The sequence below is a fragment of the Kitasatospora sp. NPDC023118 genome (genome assembly GCF_055560875.1).
Genome location: NZ_JBVHHW010000003.1, coordinates 349,693 through 372,159, shown reverse-complemented (window position 1 = coordinate 372,159; position 22,467 = coordinate 349,693). Strand labels below are relative to the sequence as shown.

The 22,467-nt window shown below is 71.7% G+C and carries 20 protein-coding genes and 1 pseudogene; 14 read left to right on the top strand and 7 right to left on the bottom strand.

All coding sequences use genetic code 11. The annotated features are described in order from the left end of the window. Positions 1–66: 66 nt before the first annotated feature. From dnaJ to ACZ3UD_RS06175, 3 genes are all read left to right on the top strand, one after another. The gene (gene dnaJ / locus ACZ3UD_RS06185; protein WP_465582774.1) at positions 67–1,218 is read left to right on the top strand and encodes a molecular chaperone DnaJ; all 1,152 of its coding nucleotides are present in this window, start codon (positions 67–69) and stop codon (positions 1,216–1,218) included. A gap of 22 nt (positions 1,219–1,240) precedes the next feature. Beyond that, positions 1,241–1,753, top strand: a complete 513-nt coding sequence (locus ACZ3UD_RS06180) for a heat shock protein transcriptional repressor HspR (RefSeq protein ID WP_465582861.1) — start codon at positions 1,241–1,243, stop codon at positions 1,751–1,753. A 198-nt stretch (positions 1,754–1,951) separates the two neighbouring features. Continuing rightward, positions 1,952–2,938, top strand: coding sequence for a hypothetical protein (locus tag ACZ3UD_RS06175; protein ID WP_465582772.1), 987 nt, complete (start codon positions 1,952–1,954; stop codon positions 2,936–2,938). 70 nt (positions 2,939–3,008) lie between these two features. On the opposite strand, the gene ACZ3UD_RS06170 is transcribed toward ACZ3UD_RS06175, so the two are convergent. Then, positions 3,009–3,170, bottom strand: a complete 162-nt coding sequence (locus ACZ3UD_RS06170) for a hypothetical protein (protein WP_465582770.1) — start codon at positions 3,168–3,170, stop codon at positions 3,009–3,011. 356 nt (positions 3,171–3,526) lie between these two features. Between ACZ3UD_RS06170 and ACZ3UD_RS06165 the strand changes: the two genes are divergently transcribed. Next, positions 3,527–4,144: a hypothetical protein gene (locus ACZ3UD_RS06165; RefSeq protein ID WP_355668839.1), complete on the top strand. Its 618-nt coding sequence runs from the start codon at positions 3,527–3,529 to the stop codon at positions 4,142–4,144. A 538-nt stretch (positions 4,145–4,682) separates the two neighbouring features. Here ACZ3UD_RS06165 and ACZ3UD_RS06160 read toward each other — a convergent pair. Then, positions 4,683–5,675 (bottom strand): LuxR C-terminal-related transcriptional regulator, encoded by a 993-nt coding sequence (locus ACZ3UD_RS06160; RefSeq protein WP_465582768.1) that lies wholly within the window; start codon positions 5,673–5,675, stop codon positions 4,683–4,685. A gap of 641 nt (positions 5,676–6,316) precedes the next feature. Beyond that, complete coding sequence (locus ACZ3UD_RS06155) at positions 6,317–7,435, bottom strand: TDT family transporter (protein ID WP_465582766.1); 1,119 nt, start codon at positions 7,433–7,435, stop codon at positions 6,317–6,319. A 70-nt stretch (positions 7,436–7,505) separates the two neighbouring features. Between ACZ3UD_RS06155 and ACZ3UD_RS06150 the strand changes: the two genes are divergently transcribed. Next, positions 7,506–8,438 (top strand): LysR family transcriptional regulator, encoded by a 933-nt coding sequence (locus ACZ3UD_RS06150; protein WP_465582764.1) that lies wholly within the window; start codon positions 7,506–7,508, stop codon positions 8,436–8,438. 197 nt (positions 8,439–8,635) lie between these two features. Next, positions 8,636–11,242, top strand: a complete 2,607-nt coding sequence (gene clpB / locus ACZ3UD_RS06145) for an ATP-dependent chaperone ClpB (protein ID WP_465582762.1) — start codon at positions 8,636–8,638, stop codon at positions 11,240–11,242. Positions 11,243–11,361: 119 nt separating this feature from the next. Here clpB and ACZ3UD_RS06140 read toward each other — a convergent pair whose 3' ends face one another. Then, positions 11,362–11,643 carry a helix-turn-helix domain-containing protein gene (locus ACZ3UD_RS06140; protein WP_465582760.1) on the bottom strand — a complete coding sequence of 94 codons (282 nt, stop codon included), beginning with the start codon at positions 11,641–11,643 and terminating at the stop codon, positions 11,362–11,364. Positions 11,644–11,976: 333 nt separating this feature from the next. Here ACZ3UD_RS06140 and ACZ3UD_RS06135 point away from each other — a divergent pair, with 333 nt between their 5' ends. The 3 genes and pseudogenes from ACZ3UD_RS06135 to ACZ3UD_RS06125 form a co-directional block, all read left to right on the top strand. Continuing rightward, positions 11,977–12,531, top strand: a complete 555-nt coding sequence (locus ACZ3UD_RS06135) for a type III secretion system chaperone family protein (protein WP_380608803.1) — start codon at positions 11,977–11,979, stop codon at positions 12,529–12,531. A 117-nt stretch (positions 12,532–12,648) separates the two neighbouring features. Beyond that, the gene (locus tag ACZ3UD_RS06130; RefSeq protein ID WP_465582758.1) at positions 12,649–13,809 is read left to right on the top strand and encodes a pyridoxal phosphate-dependent aminotransferase; all 1,161 of its coding nucleotides are present in this window, start codon (positions 12,649–12,651) and stop codon (positions 13,807–13,809) included. Between the two features lie 135 nt (positions 13,810–13,944). Beyond that, positions 13,945–14,142, top strand: a pseudogene (locus ACZ3UD_RS06125) (NUDIX hydrolase); the annotation flags it as partial. A 154-nt stretch (positions 14,143–14,296) separates the two neighbouring features. On the opposite strand, the gene ACZ3UD_RS06120 reads toward ACZ3UD_RS06125, so the two are convergent. Continuing rightward, positions 14,297–14,707 (bottom strand): PPOX class F420-dependent oxidoreductase, encoded by a 411-nt coding sequence (locus tag ACZ3UD_RS06120; protein WP_465582756.1) that lies wholly within the window; start codon positions 14,705–14,707, stop codon positions 14,297–14,299. 176 nt (positions 14,708–14,883) lie between these two features. Further along, a complete protein-coding gene (locus ACZ3UD_RS06115) occupies positions 14,884–15,471 on the bottom strand; it encodes a histidine phosphatase family protein (RefSeq protein ID WP_465582754.1) in 588 nt (195 codons plus the stop codon). Positions 15,472–16,089: 618 nt separating this feature from the next. Here ACZ3UD_RS06115 and ACZ3UD_RS06110 point away from each other — a divergent pair. The 4 genes from ACZ3UD_RS06110 (at position 16,090) to pyrE (ending at position 20,171) form a co-directional block, all read left to right on the top strand. Further along, entirely contained in the window at positions 16,090–16,617 is a 528-nt protein-coding gene (locus tag ACZ3UD_RS06110; protein WP_465582752.1) for a DUF2617 family protein, read from the top strand. Between the two features lie 154 nt (positions 16,618–16,771). After that, positions 16,772–18,403, top strand: a complete 1,632-nt coding sequence (locus ACZ3UD_RS06105) for a polyamine aminopropyltransferase (RefSeq protein WP_465582750.1) — start codon at positions 16,772–16,774, stop codon at positions 18,401–18,403. Positions 18,404–18,543: 140 nt separating this feature from the next. Further along, positions 18,544–19,563, top strand: coding sequence for a CoxG family protein (locus ACZ3UD_RS06100; protein WP_465582748.1), 1,020 nt, complete (start codon positions 18,544–18,546; stop codon positions 19,561–19,563). 71 nt (positions 19,564–19,634) lie between these two features. Beyond that, positions 19,635–20,171 (top strand): orotate phosphoribosyltransferase, encoded by a 537-nt coding sequence (pyrE, locus tag ACZ3UD_RS06095; RefSeq protein WP_465582746.1) that lies wholly within the window; start codon positions 19,635–19,637, stop codon positions 20,169–20,171. Positions 20,172–20,260: 89 nt separating this feature from the next. Here the strand turns inward: pyrE and ACZ3UD_RS06090 are convergent, their stop codons facing one another. Continuing rightward, entirely contained in the window at positions 20,261–20,974 is a 714-nt protein-coding gene (locus ACZ3UD_RS06090; RefSeq protein WP_465582744.1) for a DedA family protein, read from the bottom strand. A 323-nt stretch (positions 20,975–21,297) separates the two neighbouring features. On the opposite strand from ACZ3UD_RS06090, the gene fbaA reads away from it, so the two are divergent. Continuing rightward, positions 21,298–22,320, top strand: coding sequence for a class II fructose-bisphosphate aldolase (fbaA, locus tag ACZ3UD_RS06085; RefSeq protein ID WP_380608809.1), 1,023 nt, complete (start codon positions 21,298–21,300; stop codon positions 22,318–22,320). The last annotated feature ends 147 nt before the right edge of the window (positions 22,321–22,467 follow it).

Here is a 22,467-nt window from a genome sequence, read left to right as displayed (position 1 = left end):
CAGCGAGCGAACCGTCAAGAGGTGCGCGTGCCGCGAATCGGCTGCCGAGCGAAGCGAGGTGGGCGCATGAGCGGCAAGGACTTTGTCGAGAAGGACTACTACAAGGTCCTCGGCGTGCCCAAGGACGCCACCGCCACCGAGATCAAGAAGACCTACCGCAAGCTGGCGCGCGAGTTCCACCCGGACGCGAACAAGGGCGACGCCAGGGCCGAGGAGCGCTTCAAGGACATCTCCGAGGCGTACGACGTCCTCTCCGACGAGAAGCGCCGCAAGGAGTACGACGAGGCCCGCAGCCTCTTCGCCAACGGCGGCTTCCGCACCGGCGGCCCCGGCACCGGCAGCTACGGCTTCGACTTCGGCGACCTCTTCAGCGGCAACCAGGGCGGCGGCGGTGGCGGGCTCGGCGACGTCTTCGGCGGCCTGTTCAACCGCGGCGGCACCCGGCAGGCCCAGCCCCGGCGCGGCGCCGACGTCGAGACCGAGGTGACGCTCTCCTTCGAGGAGGCGGTGGACGGCGCGACCGTCCCGCTGCGGATGACCAGCCAGGCCCCCTGCCGCGTCTGCAACGGCACCGGCGCCAAGTCCGGCACCACCCCGCGGGTCTGCCCGACCTGCGTCGGCGCCGGCACCGTCAGCCGCGGCCAGGGCGCCTTCGCGCTCTCCGAGCCGTGCAAGGACTGCCGCGGCCGGGGCATGATCGTCGACGACCCGTGCACCGACTGCCACGGCAGCGGCCGGGCCAGCTCGGCCCGCACCATGCAGGTCCGCATCCCGGCCGGCGTCCAGGCCGACCAGCGGATCCGGCTCAAGGGCAAGGGCGCCCAGGGCGAGCGCGGCGGCCAGCCCGGCGATCTCTACGTCACCGTCCACGTCGACCCGCACCCGGTGTTCGGCCGCAAGGGCGACAACCTGACCGTCACCGTCCCGGTCACCTTCCCCGAGGCGGCCCTCGGCGCCACCATCGAGGTGCCCACGCTCGGCGGCCCCGCCGTCAAGCTCAAGCTGCCCCCGGGCAGCGCCAACGGTCTCACCATGCGCGCCCGCGGCAAGGGCGCCACCCGCAAGGACGGCACCCGCGGCGACCTCCTCGTCACCGTCGAGGTCGTGGTGCCTCAGCACGTCGACGGCGACGCGCTGAACGCCCTGGAGCAGTACCGCGAGGCCACCGCCTCCGACGACCCACGAGCCGCCCTCTTCCGGGCGGCGAAGGGAGCGTGACGACCAGATGACCCCGAACCCGATGACCCCCGACAGCCCGATCGGCCCCGGCCTCGGCGAGGGCCTTCCCGGTGACGGCCACCGCCGCACCCGGCGCACCGCCGCGGCCCCGCCGCAGTACGTGCTCACCGAGGAAACCCCGGTGTACGTCATCTCGGTCGCCGCCGAGCTGTCCGGCCTGCACCCGCAGACCCTGCGCCAGTACGACCGCCTCGGTCTGGTCTGCCCCGACCGCACCGCCGGCCGCGGCCGCCGCTACTCCGCCCGCGACATCCAGCAGCTGCGGGAGGTCCAGCGGCTCTCCCAGGACGAGGGCATCAACCTGGCCGGCATCAAGCGGATCATCGAGCTGGAGAACCAGGTCACCGCCCTCCAGGCCCGCATCACCGAGCTGGTCGACTCGCTCGAAGGCGCCGCCACCGCCTTCCAGCAGCGCGAGGCCGCCGTCCACGCCTCCTACCGCCGCGACCTCGTCCCGTACCAGCCCCCCACCCCCCAGTCCAGCGCCCTCGTCGTCTGGCGCCCCAAGCGCTGACCCGGGGCACAGCTCACCTCGTCAGCCGCCGGCTCCCTCCTGTTCGGGGGGTGCCGGCGGCTGACGGATATGTGAGAGAGTGCTGGACCGAAGCGCGTCATGGTCGGCTATAGCCGGCCAGCGCAGCTCAATTGATGGTTCCGGTTAAAACTGACAACAGCGATGACTACTTGCTCGGTCGATGACAGGGAGTCGAAGGTGAGTGGACGAGAAAAGCCAGGTCTCCCGACCGGCGGATCACGAATACTGTCTCCCGATGCCCGAGCGCTGTATCTCAAGACTGTCCACAATGGCGGCACGACAGAGAAAGCGAAATCGGCAGAATGCGATGCCCTTCGCGAGCTTCTCGATCTAGGCCTCCTGGTCCCCGACGGCGGCGACCCAGACCTGTTCATCGCAGTCGATCCGGCCCGCCTGTCATTCAGGCTGAGCACCGCGTGGCAGCACCAGGCCCTCGACCTGCTGTCACGTGCCGTTACATTGCCCGCCGACCTCAGCGAGCTGGCCGAAGCCTTTCACAGTCCGGATCAGGAAGGCGGACCAATTGAATATGTTCGAGGCAAGGCACACATCAACCAGCGCCTCCAGCAGATCTCAGCGGCCGGGATAACTGAGGGCCTGGCCATGCAGCCCGGGGGACCGCGGCCTCCTGAACTGCTCGCCGCAGGGATGGAGCGCGACCTCAAGAGCCTGCAACAGGGTGCGACGATGCGCAGCATTTACAATGCAAGCACGCGCCACCATCAGCCTACTCGCGAATACGTTTCCAGGCTGACCAAGGAAGGTTATCAGTTTCGCACCCTGGACGAACCGTACGCTCGGCTCATCATTCTCGACAAGCGCCTCGCGATAATTCCGGTGAAGGGCGACGACATAGCGGCCTTCATCCACGACCCAGGCGTTATAAATTTCCTTGTCGAGGAGGTTTTCGAACGCAACTGGAGTCGAGCTCTGGAGTTCGACGGCGACACTGCCATCCCCCAGGAAGTCATCCCGAGACTGCGACAGACAATTGTCGACCTACTGCTGTCGGGCACCAATCACCGCGTCATCGCACGTCGACTGGGGATCAGCGAACGCACTCTCGCGCGCCACATAGCTGAGATGAGAGAGGAATACAACGTCGACTCCCTCTTCCAGCTCGGCTACATGCTGGGCCGCTCCTCCCAACACAGACCGGAATGAGCCACCCCGAGGTCAAGCCCCGGTCAGGGTCACGCAAAGACGACATCCGGCCCGACAGAGCAGGCTTCCATCAACCCCAGTTGATGTCGTCGGCAATACGCTGAGCCGTCGAAAGGGCTTGGGCGCCGCTGTCCGCCTTCAGGTCCGGCTGCGACCCGGCACCGCCCGCTACGACACAGACGCCGACCAGGGCCGTGGCCGCAATGGCGACCGAGAACGCGACCTTACGCATAATCCTGGACATACCGGACAACTGCCCGCCCCTTTCCGTAAGCTCCGCGAGCCGCACTAATAGCACTGGAGTCCATATGATGCCGCACTCAGAGTTGCGGTGTCACGCCCCGGGCCTCGAACGGCTGCGTCATCTCCCTGCCAGGCATCCAGATGACAGGGCCGAAACCTGGACTCGGCAGTGACCGCTGATAGACGATCAGTTCGCCCCCGATGGTCCAGCAATGGCAGGCCAAACTGTTGCTGTACTGTCAAAGTCTAACCACAGCAGGGCACCGGACAACTTGAAGCAGCAACCACTTTCAACGCCCACCGGCGCCGCATCCCAAACCCGGTCGGCCTTCCCCCGGAGTCGACATGACTGAGCCCTACCTGCGTCACCACGACAGCCAGGCCCCTGAGGGTCGGCGTGCACGTGTGTTCCTGGCCGCGCCGCTGATGCGGCTGACCGGCCCGGCCGACAGCGTGGTGACCCTCGCCAGCCGGACGCGGCTGACGACGCTCCGCACCACCCTGCTCCGCAGCGGCGCCGCCGTGTACAGCGCGCACCACAGCGACGCCTGGACCGTCGCCGGCCGCGCGCCCGAGCCCCGGGTGCCGTCCGACTTCCGCGCCCTGCAGTCCGCGGACCTGGTCTTCGCCTACGTCGGAGCGCCGCTCTCGGCCGGGGTGAGTCTGGAACTGGGCTGGGCGTCGGCCCTGCGGAAGCCGATCGTCCTGCTCGTCGACGAGGCGATCACCCACAACCCGCTGATCGCCACCATCGAGCAGGTCGCCCCCGTCCTGCCGCTGGTCTTCGACGACACCTGGTCGCAGGAGGCCCTCAACCACACGGTGGAGACCGCCCTGGACTGGGCCGGCATGGCGCTCTCCCTCCGCGAGGGCTTCTGGACCGCGCCGGGCGAGCAGTTCAACGTCCCCCGACAGCAGTCCTCCGTCCCCGGCTACTGGCCGACCGGCGCCGCCACCGGCTGAGCAGAGCGCACCCCCCGGACTCCCCTCCGGGCTCTTGCTTCCGCCGATCGCCGCGCAGCCCGGCTGTCTCCGCCCGGGCTGCGCGGCGAACAACGGCCCCGGGCAGGTCGAGTACCGGCTCAGGCACCGCGGACTCCCCTCATCTGCCAGCCGAGCCGGAAGAGCGTCTCGGCGTCGTACAGTTCGCGCAGGCGGGCGATGTGGCCGGCCACGGTCCACTCGCTCAGCCCCCTGCGGCCGGCGATCGCCCGCTGTGTGAGCCCCCGAGCGAGCCGGCACCCCCGACGATCCGGACGACTCCGGTGCAGTCGTGGCGCCGCGGAGTGGTGTCGTAGGCCGCGGTCAAGTCTCCCAACAGGTCCGGGAGTTGTTCGGCCTGTACCAACAGGCGGGTCCCCGCCGCCCGGAGGCCGACGCCGAGGCGGGCGGTGACCGAGCGCGGGTTGATCGCGCTGAGCGACCCGTCCGAGATGTACGGCTTCAGCAGGCCCAGGTCGAGGCGGCGAGGTGGAGGACGCGTTCGGCCGGGCCGGGCTCGTCAGTCATCGCGGGAGCCTCTCATCAGCCACCCGAGCTGGAAGAGGGTCTGGGCGCCGTAGCGGTCGCGCAGTCGGGAGATGTGGGCGGCGACGGTGCGCTCGCTCAGGCCCAGCCGGGTGGCGACGGCGCGCTGCGTGAGGCCGCGGGCGAGCAGGCGGCCGACCCGGTCGGGGATGGTGCGGGCGGTGCTCTGGCCGAGGCAGCCGGCGGCCTCGGTGGTGTCGGCGCGGGCCCAGTCGCGTTCAAAGGCGCCGATCAGGAAGGTGAGGGCGGCCGGGTCGCTGATGAAGGCGGCGGTGCTGTTGTCGTCGTTGGCGGCGATGACGGCGACGCTGCGGTCGAAGACGATCATCCGCTGGAAGGCCTCGTCGAGGACCCGGATCTGCGAGCCGTACCGGGTGACCTCCTCGGCGTAGGCGAGCGCGGGCGGGTCGGCGAACGCGACCGGCTGGTAGATGGTGCGCAGCGAGCAGCCGCGCTGGAGGAGTTGGACGTCCTGGGCGAGGGCGATCTGGAGGGTGTCGGCCGGTCGGTGGCCGGGCTGGGCGGTCAGCACCTCGGAGCGGCAGTCGGAGACCAGTTGGGAGATCCGCTGACGGATGTGCACGTGGCCCTCGACGTAGACCGCGCCGCCGGAGCGGCCGGACGGGCGGGGCATCGTGTCGTAGGCGCGGGTGAGGGTGTCCAGGGCACCCGGGAGGTTCTCCGCGCGGACCAGCAGGCGGGTCGCCTCGCTGCGGAGTTCGGCGCCGAGGCGGTCGCTGACCGAGCGCGGGCTGACGGCGGTGTAGCAGCGATCCATCCGGTTGGCCATCAGCAGGCCGATGTCGAGGAGTTGCCGGAGCGCGTCGCGGTCGGTGTCCCCGATGTCGGCGCAGGGAATGCGGCCGCCTTCGGCGATGATCGCCAGGTAGAGCTTTCGGGCCGCCTCGTCGGGTCCCCCGCCCACGGGTGCCGCGTGGTGCGGCGTGACCGCCGGTTCCGCCGTCACGTCACACTCTCCCTGCCGGACGCCTCTCCCCTGGTGTTGCCCCTGCCCGTACGCGCGAGTCGCGGGTGCGCGGTACCGGATGCCGGGTGTGCTCACGGTACCGGTCGGACGGCGGGCCCCCGGGTCCGGGCGCCGTCGCACACCGGGTGCCCGGGGGCCGCCGTCAGCACGCCAATGCCCGGGCGCTTCCGTCGAGGCGGAGCAGCGACGCTACGACGGATCCGGATCCGGAGCCCATCACCACACATGGACCCCGGCCGGCGCTCTTCCCCCCCGTTCCACGCGTGCGGAACGTCGCACACGCGGTCAGACCTGAAGAGCAAGTCGCCACCATCGGGCTGCGGTTGCCCGGCGACCTTGGCGTGCCTCCACCCTCACAGCGTGACGCCCGGTGGACAAGTGCCGCCCGAGTGCAGGTTCGCGCATTTGCAGTTACCTGCATCCCGGCGCCGGAGCGGTGCCGTGGGCGGCGGGCGGGATTCCGGTAAAGCCCGAGGCCAGCGTGGGGTACGGGCGGCGACGGCCGGTTGGCTGTGCACGGTCAGCCTGAAGGTGCGCGTTCCTGCAAGGGCGGCGTGCTCCTGAGAAGGGCGGCGTGCTCCTGAGCTGGGGCCGTTCCTCCGACCGGGCGTCCGGCCGGGTCAGCGCGCCAGCAGTCGCCCGCGCACCAGCCCCGCGGCGGTGCCCCCCGCCGCCAGCACCCAGGCGACGACCAGCAGCAGGTAGAGCCCGGCGGCCAGCGCGGTGAAGCCGCCGAAGCCGGTGTGCCGGGCGAGCGCGGCGGCGCCGGTGACACAGGTGCCGATCGGGAAGGTGTAGGCCCACCAGGTCATCGCGAACGGCATCCCGGCCCGGCGGGCCCGCAGGTTGGCGGTGAGCGCGACGGCCAGCCAGAGCATCGCGACGCCGATCACCGCGGTGCCGTACAGCTCGGCCAGCGGCAGCATGACGGGCGCCAGGGAGGGCAGCACCGTGCGGGCGGCGTCGGCGAACTGGTGGATCGCGGTGACGGACTGGCCGAGCGGGCCGAGCACCAGGAACAGCGCGGGGGTGAGCGTCAGGGCGGGCGGCTTGCTGTGGAACAGCCCGGTGAACACCACCGGCAGCAGCACCAGGGTGGCCAGCAGGCCGACCCCGAACAGCGCCCAGCAGCCGTACAGCAGGGCCTGCTGGGGCAGTCCGGCGGGCAGGTGCGGGACGAGGGCCGGGCCGCAGGCGGAGGCGACCAGCGGGGCGACCACCGGCAGCAGCCAGGTCGGGTTGGCCTCCAGCGCGGACACCGGGTGCCGGGTGATCATCAGGTACGGGATGCCGGCGGCGACGGTCAGCGCGTACAGGGTGCCGACGCCCCACAGCACGGCGTCCAGGGCGACCGCCGGGCCGGTGCCGATGACCCGGGAGCCGAGCAGCAGGGTGCCGAGCCCGACCGCCAGCAGCGCCATCGGCGGGCAGCCGTAGAAGACCGCGGTGGCCGGGTTGTCCAGCAGCTGGGCGCGGGCCGCCTCGCGGTGCCGGGTGAGGTGGACCAGCCGGGCCCCGGCCAGCACCAGCAGGGCGGCCAGTCCGAGCGCCCACATCACCTCGCCGAAGCCGATCAGCCCGGGCACCCGGACCGGCAGGGCGGCGGCGCCGTTGGCGATGATCGCGGTGCCCATCACGGCGGCGTACCAGTTGGGGCCGAGCTGGGCGAGGTCGAACCGGGGGAGCCGGGTGCGGAGGGCGGGACGGGTGAGCGGGCGGACATCGGCCAGGGTGGACATGGTTCTACCCTGGCCCGGCGGCCCGGCCGCCGGTAGCGCCACGGATCCTATGAGGACATAGCCTGAACCTATGGCTCTCTCCCCGCACGTCCCCGAACTGGGCGCCCTGGAACTGCTGCTCGCGGTGGCCCGGCTGGGCAGCGTCGGCCGGGCCGCAGCCGAGCTGGGCGTCAGCCAGCCGACCGCCAGCGCCCGGATCAAGGGCATGGAACGGCAGATCGGCGTCCCGCTGCTGGAGCGCTCGCCCCGGGGCAGCCGGCCCACCGAGGCGGGCCGGCTGGTGGTCGAGTGGGCCCGACAGGTGGTGGAGGCGGCCCAGGCGCTGGACGCCGGGATCGACGCGCTGCGCGAACGCCGGGACGCCAAGCTGCGGGTAGTGGCCAGCCTGACCGTCGCCGAGTACCTGATGCCGGGCTGGCTGCTGGCGCTCTCCGAAGCCAGCCCGGGGACGGCGGTGACGCTGCGGACGGCGAACTCGGCGGAGGTCGCCGGGCACGTGCTGGCCCGGGAGGCCGACCTCGGCTTCGTCGAGGGCCCGTCCACCCCGCCCGGGCTGGCCGGCGCGGTGGTGGCGGCGGACCGGCTGGTGGTCGTGGTGGCGCCCGGCCACCCGTGGGCGCGTCGGCGCACCCCGCTGACCGGGACCGAGCTGGCGGCCACCCCGCTGGTGCTCCGGGAGCCCGGCTCGGGCACCCGGGAGGTGCTGGAGATGGCGCTGACACCGTACGGGGGCGCGACGCGGCCCCGGCTGGAGCTGGCCTCGTCCACCGCGCTGAAGGCGGCGGCGATGACCGGGGCGGGGCCGGTCTGCCTGAGCGAGCTGGCGGTGGTGGAGGAACTGGCCACCCGGCGGCTGGTCGAGGTGCCGCTGGCGGAGGAGCTGGACCTGCGGCGGCCGCTGCGCGCGGTGTGGCCGGCCGGGCACCGGCCGAGCGGACCGGCCCGGGAGCTGCTGGGGCTGACCCGGCGGACGAACGGCCGGACCGCCAAGAGGAGGAGTTGAGCCCGGGGAACCTGAGCCCGGGGAACCTGAGCCCGGGGAACCTGAGCCCGGGGAACCTGACCCCGGGGAACCCGACCCCGGCGAAAGGTCGAGCCGGGGGAAACCCGGGCCCGATGAAAACTTGAGCGGAATAGACTCAAGTTAGTGCATGCTGTACGTGGCAGTAGTGAAGGACGACGAGGGAGGATCCCCCAGCAGTGGACGCGAGCAAGTTCACCACCAAGACGCAGGACGCCCTGTCCGCCGCGATCCGGCAGGCGGGCGCGGACGGCAACCCGGACGTCAAGCCGGTGCACATCCTGATCGCCCTGCTGGAGCAGCCCGAGGGCATCGCCCGGCCCCTGCTGGAGGCGGTCGGGGCGAACGCCGCCCGGATCGACGCCGAGGCGCGCCGCCAGCTGACCGCGCTGCCCAGCGCGATGGGCTCGACGGTCGCCGCCCCGCAGCTCGCTCGGGACACCCTCGCCGTGCTCACCGAGGCCGGCAAGCGCGCGGACGACCTGGACGACCAGTACGTCTCCACCGAGCACCTGATGGTCGGCCTGGCCGCCGAGGGCGGGCCGGTGGCCGAGCTGCTGGTGCAGCAGGGCGCCACGCCCAAGGCGCTGCTCGCCGCCTTCAAGGACGTCCGGGGGAGCGGCCGGGTCACCTCGCCGGACCCGGAGGGCACCTACAAGGCGCTGGAGAAGTACGGCACCGACCTCACCCAGGCCGCCCGGGACGGCAAGCTCGACCCGGTGATCGGCCGTGACCACGAGATCCGCCGGGTGGTCCAGGTGCTCTCCCGCCGGACCAAGAACAACCCGGTGCTGATCGGCGAGCCCGGCGTCGGCAAGACCGCCGTGGTCGAGGGCCTGGCCCAGCGCATCGTGGCCGGCGACGTGCCGGAGTCGCTGCGCGGCAAGCGGCTGGTCGCGCTGGACCTCAGCGCGATGGTGGCCGGCGCCAAGTTCCGCGGCGAGTTCGAGGAGCGGCTGAAGGCCGTCCTGAACGACATCAAGGCCTCCGACGGCCAGGTCGTCACCTTCATCGACGAGCTGCACACCATGGTCGGCGCGGGCGCCGGCGGCGACTCGGCGATGGACGCGGGCAACATGCTCAAGCCGATGCTGGCCCGCGGCGAGCTGCGGATGGTCGGCGCCACCACGCTGGACGAGTACCGCGAGCGGATCGAGAAGGACCCGGCCCTGGAGCGCCGCTTCCAGCAGGTGCTGGTCGGCGAGCCCAGCGTGGAGGACTCGATCGCCATCCTGCGCGGTCTCAAGGGCCGGTACGAGGCGCACCACAAGGTGCAGATCTCGGACGCCGCCCTGGTCGCCGCCGCCACCCTGTCCAACCGCTACATCACCTCCCGCTTCCTGCCCGACAAGGCGATCGACCTGGTCGACGAGGCGGCCTCCCGGCTGCGGATGGAGATCGACTCCTCCCCGGTCGAGATCGACGAACTCCAGCGCGCCGTCGACCGGTTGCGGATGGAGGAGCTGGCCCTGGAGAAGGAGTCGGACCAGGCCTCGATCGACCGGCTGGCCCGGCTGCGGCGCGATCTCGCCGACCGGAACGAGCAGTTGAGCGTGCTGACGGCGCGCTGGGAGCAGGAGAAGAAGAGCCTCAACCGGGTCGGCGAGCTCAAGGAGCGGCTGGACGACCTGCACGGTGCGCTCGAACGGGCCCAGCGCGACGGGGACTTCGAGCGGGCGTCCAAGCTGATGTACGCCGAGATCCCGGCGGCCGAGAAGGAGCTCACCGACGCCCAGGATCGCGCCGCCGACCAGGATGCCTCGGCGTCGATGGTCAAGGAGGAGGTCGGCCCGGACGACGTGGCCGATGTGGTCGCCTCCTGGACGGGCATCCCGGCCGGCCGCCTGATGGAGGGCGAGAGCGCCAAACTCCTGCGCATGGAGGAGGAGTTGGGCAGGCGCCTGATCGGCCAGGCGGAGGCCGTGCAGGCGGTCTCGGACGCGGTGCGCCGCACCCGCTCGGGCATCGCCGACCCGGACCGCCCGACCGGCTCCTTCCTGTTCCTCGGCCCGACCGGTGTCGGCAAGACCGAACTCGCCAAGGCGCTGGCCGACTTCCTGTTCGACGACGAGCGGGCGATGGTCCGGATCGACATGAGCGAGTACGGCGAGAAGCACTCGGTCTCCCGCCTGGTCGGCGCCCCGCCCGGGTACGTCGGCTACGAGGAGGGCGGCCAGCTCACCGAGGCGGTCCGCCGCCGCCCGTACAGCGTGGTGCTGCTGGACGAGGTGGAGAAGGCCCACCCGGAGGTCTTCGACGTCCTGCTCCAGGTGCTGGACGACGGCCGGCTCACCGACGGCCAGGGCCACACGGTGGACTTCCGCAACGCGATCCTGATCCTCACCTCCAACCTGGGCAGCCAGTACTTGGTGGACCCGGCCATCCCCGAGGACAAGAAGAAGGCCCTGGTGCTGGACTCCGTCCGGGCCGCGTTCAAGCCGGAGTTCCTCAACCGGCTGGACGACATCGTGGTCTTCGACCCGCTGGGCACCGGCGAGCTCAGCCGGATCGTCGACATCCAGGTGGCCCGCCTCGGCGAGCGGCTGCGCGAGCGGCGGCTCACCCTGGACGTCTCCGAGGCCGCCCGGGACTGGCTGGCGCTCACCGGGTACGACCCGGCGTACGGCGCCCGCCCGCTGCGCCGGCTGGTGCAGTCCGCGATCGGCGACCAGCTGGCCCGGGCGATCCTGTCCGGCCAGGTGCACGACGGGGACACCGTCCTGGTCGAGCGGGACGAGGCGAGCGACCGCCTCACCGTCCGCGGTCGGGGCCGGCTGGAGAAGTAACACCGGAAGGGCCGGTATGGGCCAGTACGGGCTGGTACGGGCCGCTCCCCGCGCTCAGGCGCGCGGAGCGGCCCGAACCGCGTCGTGCCGACTCCCCGTGGCCGGTCGGCTCCCCGCGGTCAGTCCGCCGCGCCCCGCCGCTGCCGCCGCGAGCGGTCCCGCCAGGTGCGCGCCAGCTGGTGCAGCTCGGCCCCCTGCCCCTGCGGCAGGTTCCACGTCTGGGTGAGCAGCCGCAGCGTGGAAACCCGCGGGCAGGACACCCCCCGCTCCAGGTCGCGGATCGACCGCACGCTCAGTCCCGACACCTCCCCCAACTGCTCCTGCGTCATCCCCCGCTCCAGCCGGATGTTCCGCAGCAGCCTCCCGAGCGAGGCACCCTCCCCGGTCACCGTACGCTCCATCCCGCTTCCCCCCTTCAGCTCAAATAACATCAACTCGCCCATCGGATAAGGACGTTGCCAACGGCGAGTTCCGTCGCACGCTAACCGCATCCGGCCGGTACGGCAGCCGAACCCGCGCACCGGGCGCGTGACTTGGCTCACCCGCGCACCCGGCGCGCCGCCCGGCCGCCGCCCGCCGGGCACCCTGGGCGACCGGTGCCCGCCACACGCCGAAGGAAGATCGACGCGCCCCCGGGTGCCCCTGTGAGCGAGGCCCCGAATGAGGCAGGATGGGAGGTGGAAAGGGCGGCCTCTCATTGCCGGCCACCACGTGCACTGAGGAAGAGGACCCCCATGAGCATCGACCCGTCGTCCATCCCGTCCTTCGGCGTACCCGGAGGCGGCCAGCCCGGTGGCCAGGGCGGGCGGCCGGCCGGCCCTCCGCCGATCATCGTCCCGGACCAGGGTCTGGTCACCCAGCTGCTCGACCAGATGCAGCTCAAGCACGTCGTGGACGAGGAGGGCGACCTCACCGCCCCCTGGGAGGGCTTCCGCGTCTACTACATGTTCCGCGGCGAGCAGAAGGAGCTCTTCGCGGTGCGCGCCTTCTACGACCGCGCGTACCCGCTGGAGAAGAAGGGCGAGATCCTCGACCTGATCGACGAGTGGAACCGCGAGACCCTCTGGCCGAAGGTCTACACCCACACCCACGAGGACGGCGTGGTCCGTCTGATCGGTGAGGCCCAGATGATCGTGGGCACCGGCGTCAACCTGGACTACTTCGTCACCACCACCGCGAACTGGACCCAGGCCGCGGTCGGCTTCGAGCAGTGGATCGTCGAGCGCCTGGGCCTGCAGAACGAGATCGAGGGCGAGGAGGGCGAGGACGAGGGCTCCGACGAGGCCTGACCCCGCTTCCCCCCGTACGGCCCGCCACCGCGCTCACGTCGCGGTGGCGGGCCGTCCTTGTCCCCGGCCCCCGGCTGTCCCAGGATGGGCGCGACGACGACGCGTGAGGAGCCACCGATGGGTACCAGGCCGCTGCTGAACCGCCGACTGGCCGGGATGGGAACGACGATCTTCGCCGAGATGTCGGCCCTGGCCACGGCCACCGGCTCGATCAACCTCGGGCAGGGCTTCCCGGACACCGACGGGCCCGAGGAGGTCCGCGAAGCGGCCGTACGGGCCCTGCGCGAGGGCCGGGGCAACCAGTACCCGCCCGGCCCCGGCATCCCCGAGCTGCGGCAGGCCGTCGCCGAGCACCAGCAGCGCTTCCACGGCCTGACCTACGACCCGGACACCGAGGTGCTGGTCACCGCCGGCGCCACCGAGGCCATCGCCGCCGCCCTGCTGGCGCTGCTGGAGCCGGGCGACGAGGTGATCGCGTTCGAGCCGTTCTACGACTCCTACGCCGCCTGCATCGCCATGGCCGGCGCCACCCGCGTGCCGCTCACCCTCCGCGCGCCGTCCTTCCGCCCCGACCTGGACGAGCTGCGCACCCTGATCACCCCGCGCACCCGGCTGCTGCTGATCAACACCCCGCACAATCCGACCGGACTCGTCCTCAACCCCGACGAGCTCGCCACCATCGCCGAGCTCGCCGTCGAGCACGACCTGCTGGTCGTCACCGACGAGGTGTACGAACACCTCGTGTTCGCCACCGGCCACCACCCCATCGCCGCCCTGCCCGGCATGCGCGAGCGCACCGTCTCCATCTCCTCGGCCGGCAAGACCTTCTCGTTCACCGGCTGGAAGGTTGGATGGGTAACGGCCGGCTCGGCCCTGATTTCGGCGGTCCGCACGGCCAAGCAGTACCTCACCTACGTCAGCGCGGGCCCGTTCCAGTACGCCGTCGCCGAGGCCCTCCGGCTCCCCGACAGCTACTTCGACTCGTTCCGCGCCGACCTGCTCCGCAAGCGCGATCTGCTCGCCGACGGCCTCGCGTCAGCCGGTTTCCAGGTCTTCCACCCGGAGGGCACGTACTTCATCACCACCGACATCACCCCGCTCGGAGAGAAGGACGGCCTGGAGTTCTGCCGTTCCCTCCCCGAGCGCTGCGGCGTCGTCGCCATCCCCAACGTCGTCTTCTACGACAACACCGAGGCCGGTCGATCCCTCGTCCGCTTCACTTTCTGCAAGCGCGATGATGTGATCACCGAAGCTGTGGCCCGGCTCCAGCAGCTCTGACGGGTGCTGGTGAGGCCGCCCAAGGGCGGTCTCACCAGCACGCCTGCCCTGCCGCCGGAGCCGCCTGCCGACCGATACCCAGCCCGGTCCTGGCAGCCCGGAGTGCGGTGCGGGCACAGGTGGCACCGGCGATGGGCCGCCATCAAGCTCCTCGGCGAGCGCGTCCACCCGGAGACCGGCCGGTGGATGCCGTACACGGCCTGCGAGATCGTCAGCGGTACCGCCGAGGCGGTGGACACGGACGAGCTGGACGCCCTCGCGTGGGTGGCACTCGCCGAGATCCCCGAGTACGTGCCGTACGGGCTCTTCGAGCCGGTGCAGGCGTACCTGGACATTGCGCCCACGGGCCTGACCGAGGCTCTACGGGCGGCCATCCGCCGGGTGGCCGCCCGTAGGGCTATTGGTTCAGCCTGGCGGAGAGTCGATATCCCAGGTGTGTCGCATTTCCCTGATGTCGATCACGGAGCCTGTGCCATCTTGAAATCAGTCAGTCGGCGAAGGTGCCGACCAGCCGCTGCGGGGCGATCCTGACGACCACCCGCACCACTTCCGGCGGCAGTTCAAGGTACTCCTTGCCCGCGCCGGGCCCCTCGTACTGCTCGGCCAGTGCGACAGCGACCTTCCGGCCCAGGTCCTCGGCCACCGTCGCGGTGCCGCGCACCTCCAGGTATCGCAGCGGGTCGGCCCGGTCGTAGACCGTCAGGCTGACCCGCGCGTCGCGCTCCATGTTGGTGACCTTGCGGCGGCCGGCTGCCGAAGAGAGCAGCAGGTCGTCGCCGTCCCGGGCGACCCAGACCACCGAGGTCTGCGGGCTGCCGTCGGGGTTCAAGGTGGCCAGCACCGCAGGATTCACATCGTCAAGAAGCCTGCGGGCAGCGTCGTTCAACTTGATCCTCACGCCTGCGACCCTAGCCAGGTTGTCAGGCAGTGTCGACCGACATCTATCCCCTGCCGGCGCACGCGCGACAGCCCGCCGACCGAGATCGCAAACCGCGAGACCCCGACGCCGCCGGCGCCGCGGCACTCATCTGCTTCCGGCGCCTGTCACGTCAGATGTGACGCGGCGGCCTTGCCCTACGGGACGTTCCAAGCGGAGATGACGGGTTGCCCGTCTTCGGTGGCCAGGAAGCTGAGAGTGCCCGGATGCGGGTGGCCGAGCAGTCGGCTCGCGGACGCGTCGAGGCCGAGCCAGCGCACGGTGAGCACGCGCGCCAGGTGGCCGTGTGCGACCACGGCGACATCGCCCTCGCTCAGCAGCGGACGGATGCGGTCCAGCACCGCGTCTGTGCGTGCGGCAACCTGCCGGAGCTCCTCGCCGGGATGGTCGGCGTCACCGGCGATGACGCCGTCGCGCCACAGGTCCCAGCCCGGCCTCGCCTCGCGGATCTGCTCTGCGGTCATGCCTTCATAGCCGCCGTAGTCCCACTCCAGCAGATCGGGATCGGGCTTGGCGCCGGTCAGTCCGGCGAGCTCAGCCGTCCGCATGGCGCGGCTCAGCGGGCTGCTGAACACGGCAACCAGACGGCGGTTGGCCAGCCTCGGAGCGAGAGCACTGGCCGCAGCCTCGCCCGCTGCGGTCAGCGCGACGTCGGTCCGTCCAGCGTGCTGGCCCGACAGGCTCCACTCGGTCTGGCCGTGCCTGATCACTATCAGCTCCCCCATAGCCGCGCACGCTATCTGATCTCGTGGCACTCCGAGACGGTTTCTGCGGGCCGTAGCCTGGTCCGCTTCACTTTCTGCAAAAAGGACGAGGTGCTCCAGGAGGTCGTAGCGCTACTGCGGCGCCTCTGAGCGCTCGCGCGCCCCCTCGAACGGAAGCAATTCTGGCCCGACATCAGGTTTGACTGACCATCAACTCACCTGGGTGGCATGCTCATTTGCTGCCAAGGAGGCAATTCAGCCGACCTCCCTGGCACACCCGTCCGCCCTCCACGCCCGGTGCGTGGAAGGCGGCGGCGCGTAAAGCGCGCGGACAGCGCACTCCCGGCGCGCACGGCGCACAGGCCGGTTGCAGGGGCGCGCGCTGTGCAGAGTCGCACACCGGGTCGATCAGAGCCGGGAAGCAGGTGTGCTCGAAACGGTGAATGCTTGACAAGGATGGGTAAATCACCGACGGACCCGGCGTATTCGTGCTTCTCTGCTGCTGAATCTCCAGCCGGAATCCTTCCTTCCACGGTCGGCCGCGCCCAGGGCCGCACAGCCACGAACAGCCTCGCCATCGCCTAGGCCTACTCGCTGCTGCTCGGCGGGCGCGCACGGAGCTGAAACGCGGAGCCGAGCATGCTCACCACACTGCAGACCTCCTACACGGACACCCGCGCCGGTGACCTGGCCTGGTGCCTCGGCGGCGAACCGCTGCCCGCGCTCGCGGTCCGCGACCTCAGACTCGACGGTGGCCGCCCCGGCACCCCCGGCACCCTCCAGCTGCGCCTGCTGGGCGCCTCGCACCAGGTGGTGATCGACGCCGCCCCCGGCCGCTGTCTGGAGACCGTCGCCTGCCTGCCCGGCCGCCGCACCCCGCTGCCCGCCCGGGTGGCCAAACAGGTCGGGGGCTGGGAGTACGAGTTCGCCGCCCGGATCGAGGCCCTGCCCCCGCACGACTTCGCGGCCCGCGCCCAGGAACTGCTGGCCCTGGTCGAGGGGCACCCGCGCGGCCTCGCCGGGGTCTTCCCGGGCGACCCGAGCGCCTTCACCGCGCTGGTCACCCAGGGCGGCACGGACCGGCTGCTCTGGCGGACCTGGCACGCCTACCCGCAGGAGGGGCAGCTGGTCTGCACCCGCTCCTCGCTGGTGGTGTCGGGGGCGTGACCGCCCGAGGCCCGGGCGGGAGCACCGATCCGGTCATACGTCACACGGCGCGAGCCGACGAATCGTACGCAGGAACGGTTCGTCAATCCAAGGGCCCACACTGTCCGTCGGATGGGCGCAGCTATCCGTCCCGCACGTCCCCTAGCGTTTGTTCGTGATCAACCATCCGGCCGGTCCGCCCGCACGCCCGCGAGTGGACCTCGACGACGGCACCCCACCCCTGACCGGGCGAAGCCTCACCCCCCTGCCCGCCCGCCGTCGATCCCGGCTGCGATCCCGCCCCCGGCTCGCCCGCCTGGCCGTCCTGCTGGCCGCGTTCGTCTGTGCGGCCTGCGGACTCGTCTACGAGCTCGAACTCGTGGCGCTCGGCGACTACCTGCTCGGGGACACCGTCACGCAGACCTCGGTCGTGCTCTCCGTGATGGTCTTCGCGATGGGCCTCGGCTCACTGCTCGCCAAACGGCTCACCGGCCGGCCCGCCACCGCCTTCGCCCTGATCGAATGCGCCCTCGCGCTCACCGGCGGACTTTCCGTCCTCGCCCTGTACTCCTGCTGGGCCTGGATCGGCCGCTACCAGGCCGCGACGGTCAGCCTCACCTGCGTCATCGGCATCCTGATCGGCGCCGAGATCCCGCTGCTGATGACCCTCATCCAACGGATCCGCCGCGAGGACGCCGGCCGCGCCGCCGCCGACCTGTTCGCCGCCGACTACGTGGGGGCACTGATCGGCGGCCTCGCCTTCCCCTTCCTCATCCTCCCCGGCCTCGGGCCCGGCGACGGCGCCCTGCTCACCGGAGCGGTCAACGCCGTCGCCGGAGCCGCCGTGGTGCTCTGGCTCTTCCGCGAGGAACCAGCCCCCCGGATACGACGCCTGCTCTGGCTCGGCTGCGCAGTCGTCCTCACCCTGCTCGCGGCCGCCGCCGTCGGCTCCGACACGATCGAACGCGCCGCCCGGCACGCCCTCTACGGCGACCAGATCCGCTTCGCCACCCGCAGCCGGTACCAGGAGATCGTGCTCACCGGCCCCGCCGAGGGCCCGCTCCGGCTCTACCTCGACGGACGACTCACGGTCTGCGGACCCGACGAGTACCGGGGCAGCGAGGCACTCGTCCACCCGGCCATGGCCGCCGGGCCGGACACCCGGGTCCTGCTGCTCGGCGGCGGCGACGGCCTCGCCCTGCGGGAGGTGCTCCGGCACCGCGGCGTCCACTCCGTCCGGCTGGTCGACGCCGACCCGGCCCTCCCCCGGCTCGCCCGCACCGACCCCGGGCTCGCCGACCTCACCGGCCACTCCTTGGACGACCCCCGGGTCAGCACCATCGCGGCCGACCCGATGGCCTGGCTGCGCGGTGCGCCCGACGCGGAGTACGACGTGGTGCTCGCCGACCTGCCCGCCCCCTCGGACGGCGGGCCGGTCAAGTTCCACTCCCAGGAGTTCTACGGCCTCGCGGCCCGGCTGCTCGCCCCCGGCGGCCGGATCGCCGTCCGGGCCGGCGGGGACGAGGGCGGCCTGTGGCAGATCGAGTCCGGCCTCCGCGCGGCGGGCCTGCGGACCACCCCGTACGCCGTCCTGGGCAGCTCCACCGCCACCTGTCGCCCCGGACCCGCGGACACCACCCAGGACTTCCTGCTCGCCGCCGCCACCCAACCCCCACTCGCCCTCGCCCCCGACGCCCCACCGCCCCGCGCCCTCACCCCCGACACCCTCCGCACCTCCACCGCCCACCTCACCTCCCTCCGCCCCACCCGCCCCCCGGCGCCACTGACCCTGCTGGGGCTGCGCTGAGGAGAGGCGGGCCCGCCCGGCAGCGAAAGGGCCTGTTCCCGACGGGAGTAGCGGGGTGCGGGCCGTGATGGGTGGGGTGGGGGAAAGTCGGGTGGCGGTAGGTAGGGACCGGGCCGGGCCCAGTCGGTAGGCTCCTTGACATGGAGCATGAGGTTGTCGTCCCGATGTCCGCAGAGCTGGTGCGGGAGGCCTTGCAGGATCCGGCGCTGCTGGCGCGGAGTGTGCCGGGGCTGAGCACCGAGCCGGCGGCGGTCGGGAGTGGGTCGGCCGAGGAGATCGGCGGGCGGCTGAAGCTGCGGGTCGGCGGCTCCACGATCACCTACAAGGGCGTGCTGTCGCTGATCGAGGGCCGGGAGGGTGTGCTCACCGTGCTCGCCGAGGGGCAGGAGGCCCGGGGCGGCGGCGAGGCGACCGCCACCGTTCGGGTCAGCGTCGTGGACGGCGCCGAGGAGGGCACCGCGGCGATCCGCTTCACCGGCGATCTGAGCGCCACCGGCCGGCTGACCGAGTTCGACGCCGAGACCCTCGACGCCACCGGCCGCCGTCTGCTGGAGCGCTTCGCCGCCGCGCTCACCTCCCAGGACGCCGAACCGGCGGACGAGTCGGCCGGGGAGGAGACCGGCGAGGAAGCCGGGGAGGAGACCGGGGAGGAGACCGGGACCCAGGCCGAGGTGGTCTCCATCGAGGACCGCCAGGACCTGCCCGGTGACGACCTGGACGACGACCTCTCCGACCTGATCGCCTTCTCCGACGCCGACGCCGAGCGCTTCGGCCTCCCCACCGGCTCCGCCGACGACCACGAGGACGGCGAGGACGGCGGGGCCGAGGGCGGCGGCCGCACGGACGAGGTCGCCGAGGAGGTGCCCGTCGAGCCGCTGTTCGCCTACGAGGACGAGCCGGAGCTCAGCGGCCCGGTCCGCCGCAGCATCGTCGGCCGCTCGGCCGAGGAGGTGGACCACGCCCCGCCGCGTGGCCGGTACGCCCCGGCGATGCCGCCCCGCAGTGCGCGGGCCCGGGCGGCGTCCCGCTGGGGCGGCGAGGCCGGCGGCATCGTGGTGCCGGGCAGCGGTGGCCGCAACGCGGTGCCGTGGGTGATCGGCGGCTCGGTGGCACTGCTGGGCGGCGCCGTGGTGCTGGTGAGGGCGCTGCGCCGCCGCTAGGGCCTCAGCCGAAAGCGCCGCGCGCGGCGGGGCAGGCGGGGGTCTGAGGACAGGCCCTAGACTGAACGCTCATGAGCAACGACCGCGACGCCCTGCTGGCACAGATCAAGGACAAGGCCGTCGTGCACGGCAAGGTCACCCTTTCCTCCGGCAAGGAGGCCGACTACTACGTCGACCTGCGCCGGATCACGCTGGACGGCGAGGCCGCCCCGCTGGTCGGTCGGGTGATGCTGGACGCGACCTCGCACCTGGAGTACGACGCCGTCGGCGGCCTGACCCTGGGTGCCGACCCGGTGGCCACGTCGATGCTGCACGCCGCCGCCGCGCGCGGGCAGAAGCTGGACGCCTTCGTGGTCCGCAAGACGGGCAAGGCGCACGGCCTGCAGCGCCGGATCGAGGGCCCGGACGTGAAGGGCCGCCGGGTGCTGGCGGTCGAGGACACCTCCACCACCGGTGGCTCGGTGCTGACCGCCGTCGAGGCGCTGCGCGAGGCGGGCGCCGAGGTGGTCGGCGTCGCGGTGATCGTCGAGCGCGGTGGCGCGGGTGCCGTCGAGGAGCAGGGCCTGGAGTACGTGACCGCGTACGACCTGGACGACCTGGGCCTCTGACCCCATCGAGCCCGAACGGACAACGCGAAGGGCCGGGCTGTTCCACGTGGAACGGCCCGGCCCTTCGCGTTGAACCCAGCCGTTCGACCTCAGCCGCGCCGGTGCCGCCCGCCGCCGCTCTGCGCGGTCTCGGCGGCGGTGTCGGCGACGCCCGCCTTCTTCTTGCGGCGCTCCCGCATGACCTCGATCAGGATCGGCGAGATCGACAGCAGGACGATCAGCAGCACCGCCGGGATCAGGTACTTGTCGATCACCGGGGCGAGCGCGTCGCCGAAGAAGTAACCGATCAGCAGCATGGACTCGGTCCAGAGCACACCGCCGATGGCGTTCCACAGGAAGAACGTCTTGGCGGGCATCTCCAGGGTGCCGGCGACCGGGTTCAGGAAGGTCCGGATGATCGGCATGAAGCGGGCCAGCACCACGGCCTTGCCGGAGCCGAACTTGTTGAAGTACTCCTCCGCCTTCACCACGTACTCGCGGCGGAAGATCTTGGAATCGGGCTTGTCGAACATCCTCGGCCCGACCTTGGCGCCGATCAGGTGCCCCAGCTGGGCGCCGGCGATCGCCGCGATCGGGCAGCCGACCAGCAGGACGGCGATCGGCAGCTTGGCGCCGTCGCCGAGCACCGAGGAGGCGGCGTTCGAGGCGGCGACGCCCGCGAGGATCAGCAGCGAGTCACCCGGGAAGAAGAAGCCGACCAGCAGGCCGGTCTCCGCGAAGATGATCGCGATGAGCCCGATGGCGCCGAGGGACGAGATCAGGGATTTGGCGTCGAGCAGATTGACGGCCAGGTTGTAGTCCACGGGCGCAGGATAGCGGGCGTACCTTGCCGACGGCTTCCGGCCGAGCCCTGCGACGGCTTCCGGCCGAGCATCCCGGCTCGACGTTCCGACAGGCGGGCTCCTGCTGACCTGCGGGCACGAGTCTGGGAAGATGGCACCGGCGTCCTGCCCCCGCGTCGGCCCACCACCCTCATGGTCGTACCGCGGAGGCCGCCTCGAACCTTGGTGCCGGAGAGCCACACCGCAGCGCCGCGCGTCGGCGGGCCGGCACGGAGTCGTCACGAAGGCGTACACAGCGTCGGACAGCACCGTCCGTACGCCGCAACCCGACAGGAGCGGATCGCATGCCCATCGCAACTCCCGAGGTCTACAACGAGATGCTGGACCGGGCCAAGGCGGGCAAGTTCGCCTACCCGGCCATCAACGTCACCTCGTCGCAGACCCTGCACGCCGCCCTGCGTGGTTTCGCCGAGGCCGAGAGCGACGGCATCATCCAGATCTCGACCGGTGGCGCGGAGTTCCTGGGCGGCCAGCACAACAAGGACATGGTGACCGGCGCGGTCGCGCTCGCCGAGTTCGCGCACATCGTCGCCGCCAAGTACGACGTCACCGTCGCGCTGCACACCGACCACTGCCCGAAGGACAAGCTGGACGGCTACGTCCGCCCGCTGCTGGCGATCTCCGCCGAGCGCGTGGCCAAGGGCGAGAACCCGCTGTTCCAGTCGCACATGTGGGACGGCTCGGCCGAGACCCTGGCCGACAACCTGGCCATCGCCCAGGAGCTGCTGGCCCAGGCCGCCGCCGCCAAGATCATCCTTGAGGTCGAGATCACCCCGACCGGCGGCGAGGAGGACGGCGTCTCGCACGAGATCAACGACGAGCTGTACACCACCGTCAACGACGCCGTGCGCACCGCCGAGGCGCTGGGCCTGGGCGAGAAGGGCCGCTACCTGCTGGCCGCCTCCTTCGGCAACGTGCACGGCGTGTACAAGCCGGGCAACGTCGTGCTGAAGCCGGAGCTGCTGCGCGAGCTGCAGGACGCGATCGGCAAGCAGTACGGCAAGACCGACCCGTTCGACTTCGTCTTCCACGGCGGCTCGGGCTCCACCGCCGAGGAGATCGCCACCGCGCTGGAGAACGGCGTCGTGAAGATGAACCTGGACACCGACACCCAGTACGCCTTCACCCGCCCGGTGGCCGGCCACATGTTCGCCAACTACGACGGCGTGCTGAAGGTCGACGGCGAGGTCGGCAAGAAGAACACCTACGACCCCCGCACCTGGGGCAAGCTGGCCGAGGCCGGCATGGCCGCCCGCGTGGTCGAGGCCGCCGAGCAGCTGCGCTCGGCCGGCAAGCGCCTGAAGTGAGCCCGCTGAAACGAGCGTGACAACGGCTGTGCCCCCGGCGGTCCTCCGCCGGGGGCACGGTCATGTGGTCCTACTGCTCGGGCGTCCTACCGCTCGGGCTCGGCGGTCCCTACCGCTCGAGCTCCGCGGTCGCTGCCGCTTGGGCCG

Coding starts and splice junctions, on each gene's coding strand:
- ACZ3UD_RS06155 (WP_465582766.1), bottom strand. CDS start 7,435: ATGTCCACCCTGGCCGATGTCCGCCCGCTCACCCGTCCCGCCCTCCGC.
- ACZ3UD_RS06135 (WP_380608803.1), top strand. CDS start 11,977: ATGAGCATCGACCCGTCGTCCATCCCGTCCTTCGGCGTACCCGGAGGC.
- fbaA (WP_380608809.1), top strand. CDS start 21,298: ATGCCCATCGCAACTCCCGAGGTCTACAACGAGATGCTGGACCGGGCC.
- ACZ3UD_RS06170 (WP_465582770.1), bottom strand. CDS start 3,170: ATGCGTAAGGTCGCGTTCTCGGTCGCCATTGCGGCCACGGCCCTGGTC.
- ACZ3UD_RS06130 (WP_465582758.1), top strand. CDS start 12,649: ATGGGTACCAGGCCGCTGCTGAACCGCCGACTGGCCGGGATGGGAACG.
- ACZ3UD_RS06140 (WP_465582760.1), bottom strand. CDS start 11,643: ATGGAGCGTACGGTGACCGGGGAGGGTGCCTCGCTCGGGAGGCTGCTG.
- ACZ3UD_RS06180 (WP_465582861.1), top strand. CDS start 1,241: ATGACCCCCGACAGCCCGATCGGCCCCGGCCTCGGCGAGGGCCTTCCC.
- dnaJ (WP_465582774.1), top strand. CDS start 67: ATGAGCGGCAAGGACTTTGTCGAGAAGGACTACTACAAGGTCCTCGGC.
- ACZ3UD_RS06110 (WP_465582752.1), top strand. CDS start 16,090: ATGCTCACCACACTGCAGACCTCCTACACGGACACCCGCGCCGGTGAC.
- ACZ3UD_RS06115 (WP_465582754.1), bottom strand. CDS start 15,471: ATGGGGGAGCTGATAGTGATCAGGCACGGCCAGACCGAGTGGAGCCTG.
- ACZ3UD_RS06150 (WP_465582764.1), top strand. CDS start 7,506: ATGGCTCTCTCCCCGCACGTCCCCGAACTGGGCGCCCTGGAACTGCTG.
- ACZ3UD_RS06165 (WP_355668839.1), top strand. CDS start 3,527: ATGACTGAGCCCTACCTGCGTCACCACGACAGCCAGGCCCCTGAGGGT.
- pyrE (WP_465582746.1), top strand. CDS start 19,635: ATGAGCAACGACCGCGACGCCCTGCTGGCACAGATCAAGGACAAGGCC.
- ACZ3UD_RS06100 (WP_465582748.1), top strand. CDS start 18,544: ATGGAGCATGAGGTTGTCGTCCCGATGTCCGCAGAGCTGGTGCGGGAG.